Consider the following 21,027-nt stretch of genomic DNA (forward strand, 5'->3'; position numbering starts at 1 on the left):
TCTCCCGGTATAATTAGTTTTGTAACATCTTCGATGGAAAACTAACGAATCGGAATCAAATAACCAATTATGAGAGAGCAATCGGCATGGGATGATCGGTCTATGTGGGATGGACTGGTTGATGGGCAACAAGGGGCTTTCACTGCCCTAGTGAGGCGTTATACAGACACTCTTTACGATTATGGCATGCGCTTGTGCACAGATGAGGAATTAGTAAAGGACTGCGTACAAGAGGTGTTTCTTTTTATATGGAGGCGAAGGCAATACTTGCAGCAGCCGGTTTCTTTGAAATTTTACCTGATGAAGGCTGTTCGAAATAAAATAGGCCGTGAACTTCCGAAGTGGCAAATGAAAGAGCAGCTTCAGGAGTCTGAGTATCAATTTCCCGACTTCTTTATCGAACTGGACGAACAGACTGCGACGCCCCCCGCTGTTCGAAAGCGTTTGAAGTCCTATATCGATCAGCTTTCACCTCGTCAGCGGGAAATTCTTTATTTACGGTTTTATGAAGGCCTCCGACAACAAAAAATTGCTGAAATGATGAATCTAAATCATCAATCGGTTTACAATCTTTTGCGCGGGGCACTGGTTGCGCTCAAGAAAAAAGTGGACTATGAAACACTGATTGCTTACTGGTGTTTCTTTTTCGTATTGTTGTCCTTTAGCTAAAGGAGCAAGCCTGTATCGACAAATAACTAAGGTTGCAAGATCTTGACAATTTCTTTAAATCCTTTGGTTTGTGCATGCTGAAGCGGTGTTACACCTTGATGATCGGGAATATCTAGCTTGGCACCTGCGTCTTTCAGGATCTGTACGATCCGTTGGTATTTTTCGCTTCCGTCACCTAGCAGTACGGCTTCCATCAGGGCGGTCCATCCCAAGCGATTGACATGATCTATCGGGAATCCTTTGGTGTTAGCTAATAGTTGAACGGTTTCGATATGCCCGCGCTCACAAGCGGGAATAAGCGCCGTTCCTTGATAACGATTGAAGATATCGAAACGCGCTCCGTGATTCAGAAATAACTGTACCAGCTCGGTTTGTCCACTGGCACCGGCATAAAGAAAAGGGCTGTCTTGGTTATCTGCTTGTAGATTGACGTCCGCTCCATGCGTTACCAGCAGTTTAGCCAGCTCAGTTTGATGGTTGATTGTCGCGATCAAGAGCAGTGATCGTTTGCTCTTATCTCTTGTGTTTACATCCGCTCCGTTTTGCAGTGCTTTAGAAACGCCTTGTATATCGTTTTTTTCTACTAGGTTTAGAATGTCCTGATTGTTCAAGATCTTTTTTGTACTTTCCGGCATCGTTAAATTACATGAGGTAACAGTCGTTATGAGCATCATTACAAAAAATATTGTTTTCATAATTCAATTAGTTTTGAATGATCGGTCTCCTCAGCACTTTTGTCAAGTGCTGGAAATTTTCAATTTAAAAGACAATATTGCCTTGATAGATGAGTGATTTAACAGGTGAAACCCGCGAAACAGCTTCAGCAGAACAGCTGGCCTCGATGAAAACTATATTAGCATCATCACCCACTTTTGGCCATTGTTGTACCCCTTGATCGTTCAAGGGAAGCGGACCGGCGGTTGCCAGCTTTAAGATTCTCGATAAGTCAAATTCGGTGGTGTATCCGTACAATTGTGCAGCTAGATTCGCTTTTTGCAGTACGCTTCCCGTTCCGAAAGTGTTCCAGTGATCGATAACGCTATCATTCCCGGTCATGATTTTCACCTTGTGCTTTAGTAAGAGGGGAATCGGCATGATCAGTCCTCCGAAAGGTATCGTAGAAACAACGCCTATTACAGCGGCACCAAGCCTTTCAGCGATTTCTTCCTGTTTGCTAGCATCTAGCTTTCCAAGAACGAAACAATGACTCAGGTAAGTTTTTTCTTTTAGCCTCGGATTTTCGATTACCCTATCGATGAGGTATTCTACTGTTCTCAATCCAGATTCTCCGGATTCGTGTAGGTGTGTATCGATGCCTTTGTTGTGGTCGAGCGCAAGTTGTACGGTAAAATCTATTGTCTTTTCGATTGCGCCATCGATTGAATAAGGATCCAGTCCGCCAATAAAATCTATATCGGTTTTAGCTGCTTCTTTCAAGTAGGGAACGGTATCGGTATAAAAAACGCCGTGTTGGGGAAATGCGACCAGCTCGGCTCCGAAACCATTTTTTTTGTTTTCTAATGCGTTTTGAAGATGCTTTAAGGAATCTAGCTTCGACGTTGGTTCGATATTGACATGGCTTCTTGCAAAGGATGTTCCCTTCGATTGAAGAAGTTCAATAAGTTTTTCTGCTTTGTAAGTTGAATTTTTCAACATTTCGGGCAATATTTTCTGCTCAAGGGCAATCATTCCTTTTACGCCCCCGGTCCTTTTTCTTACTGCCTGCCAGTTTTCTCCGTAGAAAGTTTTATCAAGATGAATGTGCATGTCCCTAAAGGAAGGGAGCATAAGTAGGCCTTTGGCATCAATTGCCTCCGCAGTGGACTGATTAGGACTAATTTTTCTGATTTTTCTATTTGCTACTTCAATGGAAAAAAGCGCTGTTTTGGTGGCAACCACTTCGCCGTCTTCGTACTCGAAACCAGTTTCTAAGCGAACATTCTTCAGCGTGTAATTACCGGCCTCCATTAATTTTTCCTCTTTTCTCTCCGCTGCTCCTTTGCTAACCTGTGCATTGACCACACCTGGCGTGAGTGATAAGCCTGCAAATCCTATGGTTGCGTTTTTAAGGAATTCTTTACGTGATAGCATTGAATGATTCATCTTTTTATTGTTTGTTCACGTTCAAATTATACGATACCTAATGACAAAGGTACGATGCCTACTTTTTATAAGGTGTGAAGGATTTCTGCTATTACTTGTGGGATTTATCTATTTCGCGAAAAGCCGAAGGCGTTATTCCTGTTTGGGTTTTAAAAAAGTTGGAGAAATAAGCGTGATCTACGAAACCCAGTTCGAAAGCAATTTCTTTAATGGAAAGGCTTGTGCTTTGTAGCATTCTTTTTGCTTCGATACATACTCGTTGCTGTATGAGCTGTGTTGCTGAAACTTTTAGATTTTTTTTACAAAGGATATTCAGATAATTGGGTGAAATATGTAGCTGTTCTGCATAGAAAGTCACTAGCTTCTGCTCTTTGAAAAATTCATCTATTAAGGTGTTGAATTTAGCTAGCCGGGGATTGGATTGATAAACCTTGAACTCGGTGAACGTGCCTTCTGCTTCTCTACTAACAATTGCGGCAATGACTGCAGCGCGAGCGCTGATCAGATGTACGAGTGAACGATCATTCTTTAATTCATGCTTGATAGCATCAAACTCATATAATAATAATTGGAAGGCCTCATCAGTCAATTGAATAACAGGGTGATTTTGGTAGTTGGTAAAGGAAAACCTGAAATAGGGAGCAAATTGCTCGAAAAATGAACGTTCGATCATCAGTTGATATCCGGTGGTTCCTGTTTCGATATCCCATTTATGCATCTGGCCCGGAAATAAAACGTGTATTTGATGGTTGCCGATTTGATAATCTATCGAATCAATATTGTGTGTTCCCTGTGCTTGATCAAAGAGGATGATAATAAAAAAGTCGTGTTTATGAGGCTTCTCGATTAGCCGTTTACCATGAAGTTCATTGAATATGATTTCCTCACGACCGGCAATCTGTCCTTTTCGAAACCCATGGATTCCGATAATGGGTATTGTATGATCCTCTTTATAGGTAGGCATAAGGTAAATATAGTGAATCATGAATGTTTTTTAATTTCATCCTATTATTTTCTTTTGGTTGATGAGAGCTCGAGTAAATAACCGAAGCGGCAGCGAAGCTCATTGACACCTGAAAATGTAAACACTTGTCAATAATAATTGCCCTGTGTGTACAGACAGTTGCACTAGTACAAGCTCCTGCTTAAAACGTATAACTTAGCACTTATAACTAAAAAGCTATCAGCAGTCAGCTTTCAGCCATCAGCTTTAATAATATATTATTACAGTGGCACGAGTAGTTACAATAGCATAGGCCCTTACTTAATTACGTATAACTTAGCACTCTTAAGCCTTAAACGGACACTGGTAGCAGGACATGGGTAGCAGGACAAGTCATTACAGTTGCACAAGCACTAGTACAAGCTCCTGCTTAAAACGTATAACTTAGCACTTATAACTAAAAAGCTATCAGCAGTCAGCTTTCAGCTATCAGCTTTAATAATGTATTATTACAGTGGAACGAGTAGTTACAATAGCACAGGCCCTTACTTAATTACGTATAACTTAGCACTTATAACCGGCATAGGCTATGTACGACCCATCGCTGACCGAAAGCTAATTCCTAATAACTAACAACTAACAACCAATAACCAACAACTAACAACCAACAACTAACAACCAATAACCAACAACTAACAACCAATAACTAACAACTAATAACCAATACCTAATAATTAACATCCCAAAACTATTTTTATTCAAAAAAAAGCAAAAGCATGAGTAGATTTTGCTTTTTGATGTCTATATAGTTTTAGAGACAGCGCTTGAACGCCACATGCAACATTATAGACATTATAAAACGGTCGATTTTTTAACTGATGACAATTTTGCTGACTGGGTGAGGTTTCCGCGGCCGGATAGCGACCGGCACTGGCAAGAAGTTTTTGTTCTTTTTCCGGCACTTGTTCCCTTTGCAGAAGAAGCGCGACAGATGTTGTTGCATATGCAGATAAAGCCAATAAACGGGGGAACGGACGACTTACAAAAAAATATTCTAGATAAAGCCTTTGATGCCGACAATGTTACAACGAAAAAAATAGGCGCCCTGCAAGGAAAGCTCTATAAATGGGGTGCTGCGGCACTGATCGTCCTTGTGTCCGGACTTATATTGTGGAAGGGATTAGTTACCCGTTCGACCAAATTGGAAGTGGTTATTGCAAAAGATGGAGGCGTAAAGCGAGTGAAGAATTCGGCAGATATGGCCTTACTGGTTCAACTTCCGGATCAGTCTACCGTTATCTTGCAACCAAAGTCGCAACTAAGCTATCAGGTCGACTCCTTTGCTGTTAAAAGAGCGGTGTACCTAACGGGAGAGGCATTCTTTGATATTACTAAAAATGAACAGCAACCTTTTGTCGTTAATACGGATCAATTGAGCACAGTGGTTTTGGGAACGAGTTTTTTCATAGATGCTAAACCAGGCGTAGCAGACCATCATGTGGTAGTAACGAGCGGCTCTGTCCGTGTCAAGGAACGAATACACCGGGCTAAATCGAGACCCGATGAATCCGATGGATTGCTATTAAAAGCGGGCGAAGAAACGCGAACGCAAGGGGATCATTCACTCGTTGCTATACCTTCACGAGAAGCTTTACACATGCAGGATGATTTTGAAAAAGCCTTTGATTTTCAAAATATATCAATGGATAGGGTGGCTAAAATCATACAGGAATATTATGGTGTGCCTGTGCGGATTGAAAGCCAAGTTTTGACGAATCGAACGATTACGGCTTTTTTAGGAAAGGTTTCTTTGCAGGAGAAGCTCGACTTAATTGCCAAAGCTGTTGAAGCGCGGTATCAATTGGAAGACGGTATGGTCATATTTACTTTAAAAAACCAACAATAAAACCGATATGAACAGAATAAACAGGAGAACGTAACCAAGCATGCTAAAAACCCGCTAAAGCTGCTGGAACATCATTAGCGGGTAAGTTTCAGCCCATCAATTTATTACCGCTCGTCAAAGTGGTTTGGGGGCTATTTGTTAAATTTTCAGTAAACCTAACAACCAAATGTATGGAAAAAAAATCAACATTTATTGTTGTCATGAGGACAGGCACATTACAATTATTAATGGCAGTATTTCTTCTGGGGAGCACGTGGGCGGCCAATACCCATGGGCAGGGAATACTCAATGAGCGCATTACATTTTCAAAAAAAGAGGCCTCTTTACAAGTTTTGTTAAAAGACATTGAACAGGCTTTCAACATTCACTTCATTTATAGTCCGGCACTCATTAATGTCGATCAGACTGTAACGATTATTGCTAAGGATCGGCCCTTGGGCGGATTATTGGACGAATTGTTGGATCCTTTACGTATTAGCTATGAGGCGTCAGGCAATAATGTGGTATTAAGGCGTGCACGTGGACAAAAGCAGCTTGCCATAAAGGGAATCGTACGGGATAAGGCGGGGTTGCCCTTGGGAGGCGTTTCCGTGTTGCTGAAAAACGCTGCGGGTAAGGGTACTTCAACGAATGAAACCGGCACTTTTTCCATCTCGGTACCGAGCAATGCGACGCTGGTGTTTCGTTATATCGGCTACCAAGAGCAGGAAGTATCGCTGAATAATCGTAGCTTTTTGGAAGTGGTCATGATAGAGGATCCTGCTAACCTTGATGAAGTAGTTGTAGTGGGATATGGTACCCAAAAGAAAGCGAACTTAACAGGTGCCGTAGCGACCGTGAGTGGAGAAGAGTTGGTGAAACGACCGGTAACCAATGCCGCATCCATGTTGCAAGGACAGGTGCCGGGTCTACGTGTTGTACAGAATTCGGGTGAACCCGGAAACGAGGGGCTGTCTGTCCGAATTCGTGGGCAGGGTACTTTCAGTGGCGCAGGTTCTAACCCATTGGTGTTGATTGATGGGGTAGAAGGAAGCTTAAACGACGTTAACCCCAATGATATCGAGAACGTGTCGGTATTGAAAGATGCTGCCTCGGCGTCGATCTACGGATCTAGAGCAGCAAACGGGGTTATTTTAGTGACCACCAAAGCAGGTCAGTCCGGCGGTTTTGTGGTCGACTATACCTTTAATGGTGCCGTGCACACCCCTACAAGATTGTTCGATCTCATTACCAACTCGGCCGAATATATGGAACTTTGGAATGAGGCAAGATTGAATAATGGCAATACCGCCGGCTTATATCCTCAGGAAGCGATCGATTTATATCGGAATGCAACCGATAGGGTGCAGTATCCAAATGCTGATTGGTTGGATATTATGTTCAATCCTGCTTTTGTACAAACACATAATCTCGGAATCAGCGGTGGTACCGGTGGTACGCACTACAATTTATCATTGGGTTATATTGATCAACCCGGCGTGATGAAGGGTTTTGAATACAAAAGGTACAATGCCCGTTTTAATATTGGTTCTTCTATCAACGACCATATTAAAATAGGGGCTAACATAAGTGTAAAACAAGGCGATGTTTCCCGCCCTCGTCAAGGAGCACAAGATGCTTTTATTGCTACCATATCACAGGCTCCTACGTATTTGCCAAAGCTTCCGGATGGACGTTATGCATTTAAAGCCTATGATTTTGAATACAACAATAAAAATATGTTGGCCATTGTGGAGAACGAGGTATTCTGGAAGAATCGTGACTATTCCGTTAATCTGCAAGGTTGGTTGGATGTGCAGTTGAGTAAAAAATTGAACTGGTATTCTAAAGCGGCTATTGTTGCGGACTTTGACAAATCGAAAGACTGGCGTCCGGTAGTGCCGCTGTATAATTACCAAACAGGTGATTTCGCGACAGATTTAGATGTAGGTGGTAAGGGACTTGGGGTTAACAACAGCGAAAATCGATATACCAACTTATTTACTTATTTAAAGTATGACGATGTTTTTGCAGGCAGTCATCAATTATCGGCGCAGCTTGGTTTCAGCCAGGAAGCGAATAAGCATGAATACTTATACGGTTATCGCCGCGACTTTTTCAGTACGGACTTGAAGGAGTTGGATGCCGGGGGGTTAGCAGTGCAGAATTCAAGCGGTTCTACCTACGAGTGGGCGATGCGTTCATTCTTCGGTCGACTTACCTATAATTATAAGGAACGCTATTTATTGGAAGTAAACATGCGTTATGATGGAACCTCCCGATTGCACAACGACCATCGCTGGGGGGCTTTCCCATCTGTGTCTGGAGCATGGCGGGTTTCCGAAGAATCTTTTGTGAAGCAAGCAGATTTGAGCTGGTTGAATAACCTGAAAATCCGTGGCTCCTATGGGGAATTGGGAAATCAGAATATCAATATTGATATCCGGAGTAGCTCGCCTTATCAATATGCTTATCAGGAAACATACCCATACCCTTACCAGGATATTTTAAATTATACCGGCAATTATCCATTTGATAATGCCAATTTAAGCACCGGTGCGGCGCAGACGGCCTTGGCGAACCAGCTACTTACTTGGGAGACGACCAAAATTGCCGATATTGGTTTGGACTTGGCTGTTTTAAACGGTTTGGATCTTACCCTAGACTGGTATCGGAAAACAACTTCCGATATTCTTCGGCCATCCCAATTAACCGGTGTAGTGGGGCTTACAGCGCCAAATATCAATAGTGGTACCATGCAGAATGAGGGTATTGAGCTTGCGCTGCGTTATAGTAGACGCGTACAATCAGGCGCTTTAGAGGGCTTATCATATAGTTTTGGTGGGAACATTGATCGTTTCCGAAATAAGCTGGTAAAGTTCGGGCAGCGTGAAATTGGCAGTAATACAATTAAGGAGGAAGGTCGTCCTTGGGATACTTTTTATATGTTGGAGTGGATCGGCATTTTTCAAAGCGAAGAACAAATACAGGCATCTCCCCGTCAATATAATGACGATACACAGCCAGGTGATTTGATCTTTAAGGATCAAAATGGTGACGGTATCATCGATGATGATGACCGGACTTATCTCGGGGGTCAATATCCCTCGTTTGAATATGCCTTTACGGGCAACGCTAGCTGGAAGAACTTCGATCTTTCCTTTATGTTCCAAGGGGTAGAGGGGAGAAAAATTTATGTCGCCGATTGGGGCACGGTACCTTTTATTCAGGGATCGCCACCTACAACCTATTGGCGCAATCGGTGGACACCGGAGAACCCGTCGACAACGATGCCGCGAATATATTGGGGTTTTGATGCACCGGCAAAAGTGCGGCGGACATCTAGCTATTATTTACAGGATGCTTCTTATTTACGGTTAAAGAATATCACGATCGGTTATACCTTCCCGGCTAATTTAGTAGAACGGATAGGTTTGAGAAAGCTGCGTCTGTTTTTCTCGGGCGACAACTTGTTTACCCTTACGGATTATCCGGGTTTGGATCCGGAGCGGGGCGGAAATGGTGTTTTCGTAGGCTATCCTCAAAACAAAATCTATTCGTTTGGTCTAAATGTGCAATTTTAAGTTGAACACGATGAAAAAGTATATATTATGGATGTGTACCACCCTTTTTCTGTTAAGCATGGGTGGTTGTAGTAAAGATTTTCTTGATAAAGATCCCTTGGATCGTTTAACGGGTGATCAGTACTGGAAATCGAAAGCCGATTTTGATATGGCACTAACCGCTATTTATGGGCAGTTGCAAAATAGCATCTTTTCCTATGGTAGTCCTAATTGGGATGTGTTGACGGATAATGGCTACGGTCAACATAATTATAACGGCAGCCAAGGCATTGTGCGCGGTGAAATTTTTCCTTCCTCGGGAGGATATATTGTTGATATTTACAATGCATGTTATAGTGGCATAGCCCGGGCCAATATCTTTCTTTCTAAATTAAGTGCTTACGAGGGGGCGGAATTGGATGCAGCTGCCCGTTCGCGCTATGAGGGGGAGGTTCGCTTTATGCGTGGCTTCTACTACTATATGCTCTATGCCTGTTATGGTGCAGTGCCTGTGGTAACGGAGCCGCTCACTTTGGAAAATCAAGTTCAGCCAAAGGCTGCTGAAGCGGATGTATTGGCGCAGACACTTGCTGACTTGGACGTAGCCATTGCCAATTTAGGATCAACTCTTTACGCTAGTGGAGATGGCCATATAGTTAAAACATCCGCACAAGCGTTAAAATTACGGGTGTTACTTTATGCGGCCTATGATGAAAATGGAACGCCTGACCCCGCTTTGTTAAGCGAGGCGAGTACCTTGGCAAAAGAAATCATGGCGGCCGGTTATACATTGACTCCCTCCTTTGAGAGCACCTTTAGGGACGGTACACAAGAGGGTAATCCGGAAATTATTTTTTCCATCAAGTTTCTAGCACCCAATAATGCAACGCCAATGGATCAATGGTATGGTGATTGGGCGGTGGTTAGCCCCTTACCTAACTTTTTTAATGCATTTGAACCAGGTGACATTCGTCGAGACCTGACGATTTTTGATAAGGTGGTGAATTTTGACGGTGTTGTCCATCGGCCTTCCAATAATGTGCCCACCGGCTACGGGTTAAAGAAATTTCTGACGCCGGGCCTGATACCTTATGGTTATTCGACACAAAGTCAGCAAGACTGGGTTATGCTGCGTTACGCGGAGGTATTGCTTTCTTTTGCAGAAGCGGAGAATGAGCTTTCAGGGCCTACACAGGAGGTGTTAGAGGCCTTAAATGCGATACGTTTACGTGCCAAATTGGATCCGCTAGCTGCGGGTTTGACCAAGGAAGCAATGCGAGCGGCTATTCGCAAGGAACGCCGTTTAGAGTTGGCTTTTGAAGGCTTGCGCTATTTTGATCTGAAGCGTTGGCGGATAGCAGAAGAGGTGCTCAATAATGTGAAGGATGGTATCCTTACGTATCGATTTGAAGAGCGCTTTTATCATTGGCCTTTGCCGCAAACGGAAATCGATAAAAGTCAGGGCGTACTGGAACAGAATCCGGATTATTAAGTTATTTATAAATGCATTAGGGCCGTCGCTTGCTAGAGTGGGGCACTTTGTCGGTGCTATGAAATGAGAACGTCCGGCTTTTGGGGATGCCGGACGTTCGTCTTTTTTTAATCAACCTAAACCTATCTTATTATTTTCAAATCCTGTGCCAAATGTTTTCGTCGTTTTTCAGTTAGATTAGCGCGGAATTAGAAATGAAATCCTCGACAGGTATATTCCCTTGTCCTAAAAAATGGACAATTGAGGTTTATCTACGTAATAAAATACCAGACAAATTGTAATGAGTATACCGGACAATTGTAACGAGTCCGTGTAACTTTTACGGATAATAGTAAGTTAACCTACACTTAACATAATAGGGCTATTCTTGCGCCAAATTGAAAAGTTAGCATGAACCGTCCATGTTTAAAATTTCATTTTCATTACACTGGGAAATGTAAATTTTAAATATGGTAAGCTCCATCTTACCGATGGATTAAAACTATTTACAGATGAAACATTTTAAACCCTATTTTTTTACAAGCTTATTGGTGGCAGGCCTCAGTGTTACGAATCAGGTAAGTTTGGCAAAACTAAACAACCACATTCACTTAACAGAAGCACCGCAGGAAGAAATTGCACTTGCAGGCCTAGTAAAGTCGGCCGAAACCGGCGAAACGATTCCCTCCGTTTCCATTATAGCTGATGGTAAGGCCGTCGGGGTGACTGATGTCAATGGAAAATTTCAGGTAAAAGTACCACGAGGAGCGGAAGTACGCTTTCAGTACATGGGTTATCAGCCGTATTCCACCAGATTTACGGAGGATAATCAAAGCTTATTGATTTCACTTGGCAGTGCAAGTACCGACTTAAGCGAAGTGGTGGTAACGGCATTGGGTATCAAAAGGGATGAAAAAGCGCTGGGCTATTCGGTATCTAAGCTCGATAATAAAGACTTGACCGAAGCGATGCCAAACAATTGGTCGGAAGCCCTTAAAGGAAAAGTAGCCGGTTTAAATATTACACAGGCCAGCTCGGGTCCGCTGAATACTTCGCGGATTAACTTGCGTGGCAATTTATCACTCGACCCGGCCAAAAATCAGGCCTTGATTGTGGTAGATGGTATCCCCATGATCAATGGAAATATCAGCTCGGGAGTTGATCAGGCTTATGGTGCGGGTGCAAGTGGTGCGGATAAAGATATTCCAATCGATTTCGGAAACGGTTTAGGCGATATTAATCCAGACGATATTGAGTCGATCACCGTCTTAAAAGGAGCCGCGGCAACCGCTCTCTATGGTAGCAGAGCTGGTAACGGAGCTTTGATCATTACCACTAAATCAGGCGCTAAACATGAAGGGGGGATTGGCATTACAATCAATTCCAATACCAGTATCAGTGATGTTTTACGTTGGCCGGATTATCAATACGAGTATGGGCAGGGTGTACAAAACCGCAACGCCGCAGGTGAGCTTTACTATTCGTATGATTTATCGGAAGATGGGGCGAATACGGGTTCTACCTCCAGTGCGTTTGGACCTAAGTTTGACGGTCAGTCATATTTCCAATACGATCCCGCAACGGGTGCACAATCGGCCACGCGTGTGCCATGGGTACCTTACAAGGATAATATCAAAAGCTTTTGGCGCACGGGAACAAACTTTACTAATAGCGTAGCCTTGGATGGAGCAACCGATCGATTTTCGGCGAGAGCTTCCATTACGCATACCAAAAATAAGTGGATTATGCCGAACACGGGTTTCGACCGTTTAGTGGCGAGTTTGAATACCAGCGCGCAACTGACCGAGAAATTGAAATTGAACGCGAAGTTGTCTTTTACTAATAAGAACAGCGATAACCTCCCGGGTACAGGTTATAACAATCAGTCGATCGGCTATTTTATGATCTTCCAAAATCCGAATGTTGATCTGGATTGGTATCGTCCCATTTGGAAGCCCGGCATGGAAAACATAGAACAAATTCACCCTTTTAGCTCCTTTATTGAGAACCCTTTCTTAATTGCCTATGAGATGACCAATAGTCTGCGCAGTACCAACTTGGAAGGGAACTTGCAGGGTATCTATAGCTTTAACAGTAAATGGGAATTGATGCTCCGTTCCGGCTTAAATATGAGGCAGGATCAGCGCGAGCAACGGCGGCCCTATAATACGGCAAATTTCCCCCAAGGGTATTATAAACAACAAGACGTGTTTTTCAAAGAGACCAATACGGACGGATTGTTGACCTATCGTGATAAATTGAGCGAGGACTTCTCTTTTACAGGGTCGGTAGGGGCAAACTTTATGCATAATCAAATCAGAACCAGTAATGGAGTTGCACGGGGTTTGATGGTTCCGGGTATCTATAAACTGTCTAATGCCCTAACACAGGCTGTGGCCGAAAACCAAACTGTTGAACGTAAAACCCATAGTGTTTATGGTTTGATCAATATCGGTTGGAAAGATAAAATCTTTTTAGATGTAACCGGAAGAAACGATTGGTCGTCTACCTTACCCGATGGCAACAATTCCTATTTCTATCCTTCGGTGAGTTCAAGTTATGTTTTGAGTGATTTATTCGAATTGCCTGAATTGATCTCTTTTGCCAAAGCACGTTTGTCGTGGGCTCAAGTGGGCACCGATACCGATCCGTATCGTACCCGCAGCTATTTTGAAACTTCGCCTTTCCCTGGTTCGGCCGGTGCACCTGCCATCTTGTTCAATGACGATCTTAAGCCTGAAATTTCAACCTCGTGGGAGGGGGGTGTGAATTTCATGCTGTTTAATAACCGCATCAATGCAGATGTAAACCTGTATACGAATAATACGGTAAATCAAGTGTTGCGAGTTCCATTAGATGTGACAACGGGTTATCAAGAGCGCTTCATCAACGCAGGGAAAATCCAGAATCAAGGTGTTGAAATCTTACTGAGCGGCAAACCTATAGTCAGTAAAGATTTCAATTGGAATACCACCATTACGTGGGCAAAGAATGTAAACAAGATTTTGACCTTGAGCGAAGATATGGGAGTAGACCAACAGCTTTATGCCGAAAGTGGTACGGTATATTTCTACGCCACGAAGGGCGGATCGATTGGAGACCTTTATGGCTACGGTTTAGTACGTAATGAGGCCGGGCAAGTGGTATTTGATGCAAAAACGGGCTTGGCGTTACGACCTACTGATATAGAGAAAATCGGTAACGCTTACCCTTTATGGCGTGGTGGTTTTCAGAATGAGTTCTCTTACAAGAATTGGCGTTTAAGCATATCGATTGACGGACAATATGGTGGGATTGTCTATTCGCAAAGTCACCATAAAATGACTGAACAGGGTAAGTTAGGTCATACTTTATTGGGGCGGGAAACCGGTACCGTCGTTGGCGATGGTGTGGTGCAAAACGCAGATGGCAGTTATTCACCTAATACAACACCGGTGGCCATTAATACCTGGTATGCTGATTATTATAGAAGAGCCAATGTAGAAACCAATAGCTTTGATGCCTCGTATGTTAAATTAAGGGAAGCACGTATTGAATACGCTTTACCCAAGGAGTTATGTAAAAAACTTCGGGTGGGCGGTGCGAGTATTGCGGTCTTTGGCCGCGACTTAGCGATAATTTCCAAGTTCCCGATTTTCGATCCGGAGACGGCAGCTTTAAATGGAGCCACGATTATTCCAGGCGTGGAGATGGGACAAATGCCTACACCGCGGACATGGGGAATGAATCTAAATGTAAAATTCTAATTGTTGACTGATGAAACTAAAACCGTATATCAAAACATTGGCTATTGTATCCTTCTTAGGGATGAGCGCCTGTACAAAGGACTTTGAAGAAATTAATACCGATCCTAATAAGTTGGAGGTGGTATCACCAGGTAGTATGCTTACCCCCGTTATCTACAACATGAGCACTTATTTTACCGAGCAGAGCTACAACTTTGATTGGCAGATGATGCAGGTATGCATTCCCCATCCAAGCGTTTCTAATGGGATTCACCGTTATGACTTGAATGAAAATTCAGGAAATGGAACTTGGAATACGTGTTATAAGTGGATGGCCAATATTAGGGAGATGGAAACTGCAGCCGACAATTACAATTTACCTGTCTACAGAGCTGTAGCGGCTACCTTAAAGGCCTATATAATGGGGATTCTCACCGACAGTTTCGGAGATGTCCCTTTTTCTGAGGCAATGAAGGCCGCTGAAGGTATCAGTCAACCACGCTTTGATACACAACAGGAAATTTATGAAAACCTTATTGCACAATTAGAAGAGGCGAACACCATTTATGCGACAGATGACTCCAAGATGTTTGGAGAGGATCTGCTTTATAGTAACGATAAGACGAAGTGGCAGCGCTTTAATAACTCCTTGTTGATGCGTTTATTGCTGCGCATGTCTAAAAGAACGGAAATGAATAGCTATGAACGGTTGCAAACAATAATCGATAATCCGGATCAATATCCGGTGTTCACAAGTAATGCTGAAGCTGCCTTTGTAACCATTACAGGAAATTCCCCTTATGATTATGCCTGGGGCAGAAGGCAGGATTATGCCAATGCTAAGGCTATGGCATCCTTCTTTGTCGATTTACTAAATGCACAAGAAGATCCGAGGCGTAGCTTGTTTATGACAGGAGCGAGCCGTTTAGAAGGGGGTAAGCCTGTCGATATCGGTTATAAAGGCGTACCGGCGGCGCATTCAGGGGATGCCTCACAATTCAATTTCAATCCAAGTCAGCCGAATGCCGACCTCATGGTTTATACCACTTTGGGGACGGAGATTGTTGAAGTGATGATGAGTTATGCCGAGGTGGAGCTTATTAAAGCGGAAGTAGCTTTGGAACGAGGAGATTTAAATGCGGCAAAAGCAGCTTACGAAAAAGGTGTTGCTGCAGGGATCACCCAGTGGAAAAATGGTGTTATGCCCCAAGGCTATCTAAACCATCCCGTGGTAGCATTCAATGGAACGATGAAGCAGTTGATGGAACAAAAGTATATTGCTCTATTTTATAATGATTATCAGCAGTGGTTTGAGTATAGGCGAACCGGTTACCCGGAACTTCCGAAAACAGAGTATATGCTACATGATGGTGTCATGCCAACCCGTTTCATGTATCCAACAGAAATCCGCAGATCAAATCCAACGAATTACCAGGAAGCGGCTAATCGGATCGGTGGTGATGATATCATGACGAAAGTTTGGTGGGATAGATAAAAAATAACTGATCGTATCAAAACAAAGGCGAGGCCCTAATCACTACGTTAGCGCCTCGCCTTTGTTTTATAGCTCTTTTATTGTCTTTCCTGTGAACGCCGATTATCGACGGGTACTTTATAGTATACCTCGCCGTCATCGTTCAATGCATTCAGTGATTTCACGAGGCTATCGACTTCGGTAGCCAATACGTTTTCCATCACCAGCGTCACGACCCCATGATGACGCATGAAAATGTTAAATAACATCATGTTAACTTATTTATACACACAACGCACAGTGGGGATTCTTGTTACTTGGTAAGATTCTGTATCACAAAGCTTTTATGTCATTGAAAGAACCCCTCCCTATAGGTTTTAGAATCAAAGGTAGCGGATAATTTCGAAATACGAAATACCTACAAATTAGGAAATAGAAAGTTGTGCCGATTATGGTCGGCAATATGAAGGTTAGTGAATTTTCAAAGCGATGATCATAGGGCCATGATCACCGCCGTTGTTCAGGTATTCTTGGTTAAATAATTTCTTTGTTTTTTATGCAAGCTGACTGCAACTGTTTCATTAATTTCTTTGAATGAAAAAGCTCGTTGATCATTTGTTGATCATCGGTATTCCGTGCACCTGATCCTACAAAACTTACACGTTCTTCTTTAAATAATTTCTGTGCTACACGCTTTGCGTCGACCCCATTAGATCCAGCTAAGGAAAGTAAATCACTTTCATACAGGCATCCTTGCAAGTGAAGGCGTGTTATATTCCGATAGTTATCTTGCAAGCAGGCGTATTGCTCTGTCTTAGCCAGTACCGGTTGCAGGCCTTTACCGGTGAGATAAGCGACAACATCTTCCAGATCGCGGCTTAAAATATCTGCCGGTGCCTCTAGCAGTACATAATTTTTTCCAAAAGTCTCTAATTTTTCTTGTTGAAGAAGGGCTCCGTCCGTATCCAAACGATAAAGCCTAATTGAATGTATTGGCAAGGCGCTGTTAAACGTTTTAGCATCTATAGCATCCTGACTCACAGCTCCGAAGATGCAAGCATAGCCAGCGTTTTTCAGTTCTTCGGTTACATCAGTGCTATTGAAATAGCCGAAACTTGGTTTCAGTAAATCAATATGTATATCGGCAGCGAGTATGCTTCCAACCCTATTGCCTGTATACGTTGCTGATTGAGTTGGTAAAATTGAAAACATCCTTATATAATTTATACAATACTTGTGATATAATGTATAAATATAATCGTATTTGCTCAACTCGTTTCGCAAGTGTTTTCGTTTTGTGTCTAAATGACGTATTTCTGTGTGTAAACTGATGGATATTTGTTCAGTTTGTTAGGAATATGCTAAACAATCAATAAATTTGATTTGATATCCGCAAAGTAAGTCCGACCTATCGGTATACCGGTGCCATCTTTCAGCTTTAGTTCCAATTGGTTAAAAGAATGAATATGAGAACGATTGACGAGGTACGACTTATGTACGCGTAAAAAAGGGTGTCCTGCCGGTAATTTAGCTTCGAATTCCTTTAAATTTTTTCGAAGGGCTACTCGTCTGGTGCCAATCTGCAATTCCACATAATTACCATTTGCCTTGATAAAAACTAAGTCCTTTAACGATACGTGATGTTTATTTCGACCCATAGGTAGAAACAAGCTTGGTTCGTCTGTTTTTTGAAAATGACTCATGGCAATCTCGATGGCAGCATATAAGTCAATCTTGGTAAAAGGTTTGATAAGGTAACCGTAAGGCCGTGTATCTTTTGCGTTTTCGATCGTGGCGGGTTCCGCGTGTGAGGTCGTAAAAATGAACGGTATACCCTTAATGCGTAACACGCGAGCCACATCAATACCGCTTCGTGCACTGCGTATGCCAATGTCTAAAAGCACGAGATCCGGCGTTTTTTCTTTTACGAAGCTTAATGCTTCCTCGTAATCAGCCGCTATACCACATACGGTGTAACCAACTTCTTCGAGCATTTCCTGCATGTCCAATGCAATGATCATCTCGTCTTCAACTATAAGAATTCGTAAATTTTGCATCTATGTACTTCTGAAATTAATTTTAAAAATGGAGGCTTCGTTAAATTCGTAATGGATCGTTCCCTGTAGTTGTTTTGTAAGGTTGGTTAGCAGGCGTAGGCCCATGGTACCTGTTTGTTCCCAATTGATGCCCGAAGAAATGCCCGGGCCGTTGTCACTGTAATACAAACGATAGTACCCTGCTTCTGTGGGCGTAACCTGGATGGTTACTTGTAGGTGTTCATCTTCTTGTCTCGCATATTTAATTGAATTGGTAATCAGTTCGGTAATCAGTAAACCATACGGTATGATAACATCAGTTTTTACTTTAGCCGCACAGATATTGATTTTTTTTTGTATTTGTTCTTGTCCGCTATAACTCTTTACGATGTAATGGACTAAATCTTTCGTATAATTTGCTAAATCAATGGTGTCATGCAAATTGTCAGTGTATAGCTTTTGGTGCACTAAAAGCATCGATTGAAGTCGCACGGCGCTATCGTGAAGGGCTTTTTTTACTTCGGGGTGCTTACTTGTACGTATGTGCATGTTCAATAAAGAGGACGCAAACTGTAGATTATTCTTGACGCGATGATGTGTCTCGTTTATGAACAGCTCGTGCGATTCTGTTTTGTTGCGCAAAGCCTGATAACGTTCGTCCAACTCAGCATATTCTCGCTTTAGCCTGTGAATACGTTGTCTATTTTTGTGCCGGCTAATAAAAAAGATACTCACAACGGTGAGAACAATGCCAAGGATACCGAAAAAGCCGGCGTCCAAAAGTGCAAACATACCCTTCATTCGCATGGGAATAGGCTTTTTAGGAATATCACTGATTAAAAATGGTATCACAATATCTCTTTCTTTTAGACGTGAAAAAAGCAAAATTCTCTTAGTGGTAAAGAACGTATTGCCTGTTTGCTGAGTATCTTATTTGCAAATTCGCTATTAAATATTAAAAATCATGCCAATATTTTTAATTTTCCACTCGATTTCTTTTTAAAAAATGTAAAAATGTCTTGTTGCGTTTAAAATCGCTTTTTCTTGCTGATATTAAATTTATATTAATTGTGTTAACTCTATGTTTTTGTGCATTTAAGTTGGTTTTTTTCACGATTTTATGAAAAATATGTATGCAATATGGCCTTTTCTTGAATTTTATTTACCGGTATGATGTTTGTTGAGCGCATTTCACAGGAATAAACATTTTTGTTAAATTTTTCTCGTAATTTCCCTTTTATGGATTTAAGCAGCCGTTACCTCTTTCATTTTACACACGTAGTTACCGATTTTTTCTTTATTATCCTTTCCTTTTTACTTGCTGTTCGATTTAGTAACTACGAGTATTTTTATCAGCTGAGCCTTTATGATGCGGGATTTCTACTTTTTTTGCTTTGTGGGTGGTACTTTACCGCTCGTTCCAATCGATTATATGAAGATAAGATCCAGGAAAACCAGATGCGTGAGCTGTTTAAAACAGCTAATACGATTTTATGGCAGGTGATGTTGGTGGTTTTGTTCATTTTTGCTGTAAAGGAAAATGACTATTCGCGAACTTTTGTTGTGATCTATGGCTGTCTGGTTGCTTTCTTCATACCTTTCAGTAAGATTCTGCTTAAGAAGATCTATTTGATGGTATTTCGCCATGGCTACTTACGCCGTCGTGCACTCGTGATCGGAGGAGGAGAGCATGGTCAGCAATTTTGCAGGTATATCAAAGAAAATAAGTATTACGGCTATGAAGTGGTGCGCCATATTCAGGGCGCCTTGACTTTTTCCCAGCCAGCCCAAAGCTTTGGAGAGCGTATGTTGATGGTGGGAGGGCAACCCTTAGGGGATATCAATGACATTGATGAGGTGTTTATTGCAGATGGTCCGGAAACCTCTTATAATACGAAAGAAATCGCTTCTGCCTTAAGTGCCCACGCGGTAAGACTTCGCATTATTCCGGATGTCTTTCAAATGAGTAACTCGGGGATGTATACTTTTAGCATGATTGGCGGTTTTCCGTTGTTAAGCGTACGGAATGAGCCATTGGAAGATATTTATAATCGGGCGGCAAAAAGAGCCTTTGATATTTTCTTTAGTTTGTTTGTGCTCGTCTTTGTATGCTCCTGGCTGTTTCCTCTTATCGCCATTCTCATTAAATTGGGATCGGAAGGCCCCGTGTTTTACAAACAAGAACGCTGGGGTAAACGCAACCGACCTTTTCTCTGTTATAAATTCAGATCAATGTATGTGAAGGCGCCTGATACCAATCAGGCCGGTAAATTTCAACAGGCGCAAAAGAACGATCCCCGGATTACGCCGATCGGGCGTTTCCTTCGTAAAACGAGCTTAGATGAATTTCCACAATTCCTAAATGTACTTTGGGGCGAAATGTCGGTGGTAGGACCTCGCCCGCACGCTTCGCTGATGAATGTCGAATCTACCTATATTGTAAAAAACTACCTGGTAAGGCATCAGGCCAAACCCGGTATTACGGGATGGGCTCAAGTGAACGGACTACGCGGAGAATCCGGAAATCCGAATCTATTAAAAGCGCGGATTGAACATGATATCTGGTATATCGAACACTGGACTTTTTTGCTTGATTTGAAAATTATTTTCTTAACCTTCTGGCGAATGATTATCGGCGATAAGCAAGCTTATTGATTATTGAACAAGGGAGCTTGTTAGTAGGCGATAGGCTTTAAGCAATAAGCTATAGGCGATGAGTGGTGAGTGATGAGTGATGAGTGATGAGTAATAAGCTATAAGGCTTGTACTGCTGTTATTCATCACTTACAACGCGCAATTACACTAACTACTGAACGACTTAACTATTTAACGACTCAACTACTGAACGACTCAACTACTCCCTAACTAGTGAACAAGGGAGCTTGTTAGTAGGCGATAGGCTGTAAGCAATAAGCTATAGGCGATGAGTGGCGAGTGATGAGTGATGAATGATGAGTAATAAGCTATAAGGCTTGTACTGCTGCTATTCATCACTTACAACGCGCAATTACACTAACTACTGAACGACTTAACTATTTAACGACTCAACTACTGAACGATTCAACTACTCCCTAATTAGTGAACAAGGGAGCTTGTTAGTAGACGATAAGCTTTAAGCAATAAGCTGTAGGCGATGAGTGGCGAGTGATGAGTGATGA

Annotated in this window: 14 protein-coding genes; 7 read left to right on the forward strand and 7 right to left on the reverse strand. The window is 42.3% G+C overall.

The window, feature by feature from the left end; genetic code table 11:
• The first annotated feature begins 69 nt into the window (after positions 1–69).
• Positions 70–669 (forward strand): RNA polymerase sigma factor, encoded by a 600-nt coding sequence (locus E0E36_RS11745; protein ID WP_130856115.1) that lies wholly within the window; start codon positions 70–72, stop codon positions 667–669.
• 26 nt (positions 670–695) lie between these two features.
• Here E0E36_RS11745 and E0E36_RS11750 read toward each other — a convergent pair whose 3' ends face one another.
• From E0E36_RS11750 to E0E36_RS11760, 3 genes are all read right to left on the reverse strand, one after another.
• The gene (locus E0E36_RS11750) at positions 696–1,364 is read right to left on the reverse strand and encodes an ankyrin repeat domain-containing protein (RefSeq protein ID WP_130856116.1); all 669 of its coding nucleotides are present in this window, start codon (positions 1,362–1,364) and stop codon (positions 696–698) included.
• Positions 1,365–1,428: 64 nt separating this feature from the next.
• Positions 1,429–2,772: an amidohydrolase gene (locus tag E0E36_RS11755; RefSeq protein WP_130856117.1), complete on the reverse strand. Its 1,344-nt coding sequence runs from the start codon at positions 2,770–2,772 to the stop codon at positions 1,429–1,431.
• 91 nt (positions 2,773–2,863) lie between these two features.
• Positions 2,864–3,757 carry an AraC family transcriptional regulator gene (locus tag E0E36_RS11760; protein WP_130856118.1) on the reverse strand — a complete coding sequence of 298 codons (894 nt, stop codon included), beginning with the start codon at positions 3,755–3,757 and terminating at the stop codon, positions 2,864–2,866.
• 793 nt (positions 3,758–4,550) lie between these two features.
• Here E0E36_RS11760 and E0E36_RS11765 point away from each other — a divergent pair.
• The 5 genes from E0E36_RS11765 (at position 4,551) to E0E36_RS11785 (ending at position 15,854) form a co-directional block, all read left to right on the forward strand.
• Positions 4,551–5,621 (forward strand): FecR family protein, encoded by a 1,071-nt coding sequence (locus tag E0E36_RS11765; RefSeq protein ID WP_130856119.1) that lies wholly within the window; start codon positions 4,551–4,553, stop codon positions 5,619–5,621.
• Positions 5,622–5,791: 170 nt separating this feature from the next.
• On the forward strand, positions 5,792–9,184 hold the full coding sequence (locus E0E36_RS11770; protein WP_130856120.1) for a SusC/RagA family TonB-linked outer membrane protein: 3,393 nt from the start codon (positions 5,792–5,794) through the stop codon (positions 9,182–9,184).
• 10 nt (positions 9,185–9,194) lie between these two features.
• Positions 9,195–10,655, forward strand: a complete 1,461-nt coding sequence (locus tag E0E36_RS11775) for a RagB/SusD family nutrient uptake outer membrane protein (protein ID WP_130856121.1) — start codon at positions 9,195–9,197, stop codon at positions 10,653–10,655.
• 491 nt (positions 10,656–11,146) lie between these two features.
• Positions 11,147–14,380, forward strand: coding sequence for a SusC/RagA family TonB-linked outer membrane protein (locus tag E0E36_RS11780; RefSeq protein WP_130856122.1), 3,234 nt, complete (start codon positions 11,147–11,149; stop codon positions 14,378–14,380).
• A 10-nt stretch (positions 14,381–14,390) separates the two neighbouring features.
• Positions 14,391–15,854 (forward strand): SusD/RagB family nutrient-binding outer membrane lipoprotein, encoded by a 1,464-nt coding sequence (locus tag E0E36_RS11785; RefSeq protein ID WP_130856123.1) that lies wholly within the window; start codon positions 14,391–14,393, stop codon positions 15,852–15,854.
• 77 nt (positions 15,855–15,931) lie between these two features.
• On the opposite strand, the gene E0E36_RS27745 is transcribed toward E0E36_RS11785, so the two are convergent.
• The 4 genes from E0E36_RS27745 to E0E36_RS11800 all read right to left on the reverse strand — a co-directional run bounded on the left by E0E36_RS27745 (position 15,932) and on the right by E0E36_RS11800 (position 18,721).
• Positions 15,932–16,105: a hypothetical protein gene (locus tag E0E36_RS27745; RefSeq protein ID WP_013665216.1), complete on the reverse strand. Its 174-nt coding sequence runs from the start codon at positions 16,103–16,105 to the stop codon at positions 15,932–15,934.
• Positions 16,106–16,367: 262 nt separating this feature from the next.
• Complete coding sequence (locus E0E36_RS11790; RefSeq protein ID WP_130856124.1) at positions 16,368–17,045, reverse strand: CpsB/CapC family capsule biosynthesis tyrosine phosphatase; 678 nt, start codon at positions 17,043–17,045, stop codon at positions 16,368–16,370.
• A gap of 149 nt (positions 17,046–17,194) precedes the next feature.
• A complete protein-coding gene (locus E0E36_RS11795) occupies positions 17,195–17,890 on the reverse strand; it encodes a LytR/AlgR family response regulator transcription factor (protein ID WP_130856125.1) in 696 nt (231 codons plus the stop codon).
• Complete coding sequence (locus E0E36_RS11800; protein WP_130856126.1) at positions 17,891–18,721, reverse strand: sensor histidine kinase; 831 nt, start codon at positions 18,719–18,721, stop codon at positions 17,891–17,893.
• 387 nt (positions 18,722–19,108) lie between these two features.
• On the opposite strand from E0E36_RS11800, the gene E0E36_RS11805 reads away from it, so the two are divergent.
• On the forward strand, positions 19,109–20,524 hold the full coding sequence (locus E0E36_RS11805) for an undecaprenyl-phosphate glucose phosphotransferase (protein WP_130856127.1): 1,416 nt from the start codon (positions 19,109–19,111) through the stop codon (positions 20,522–20,524).
• Positions 20,525–21,027: the final 503 nt, after the last annotated feature.

Origin of the sequence: Olivibacter jilunii (genome assembly GCF_900607235.1) — a bacterium.
Classification (GTDB): Bacteria; Bacteroidota; Bacteroidia; order Sphingobacteriales; family Sphingobacteriaceae; genus Olivibacter; species Olivibacter oleidegradans.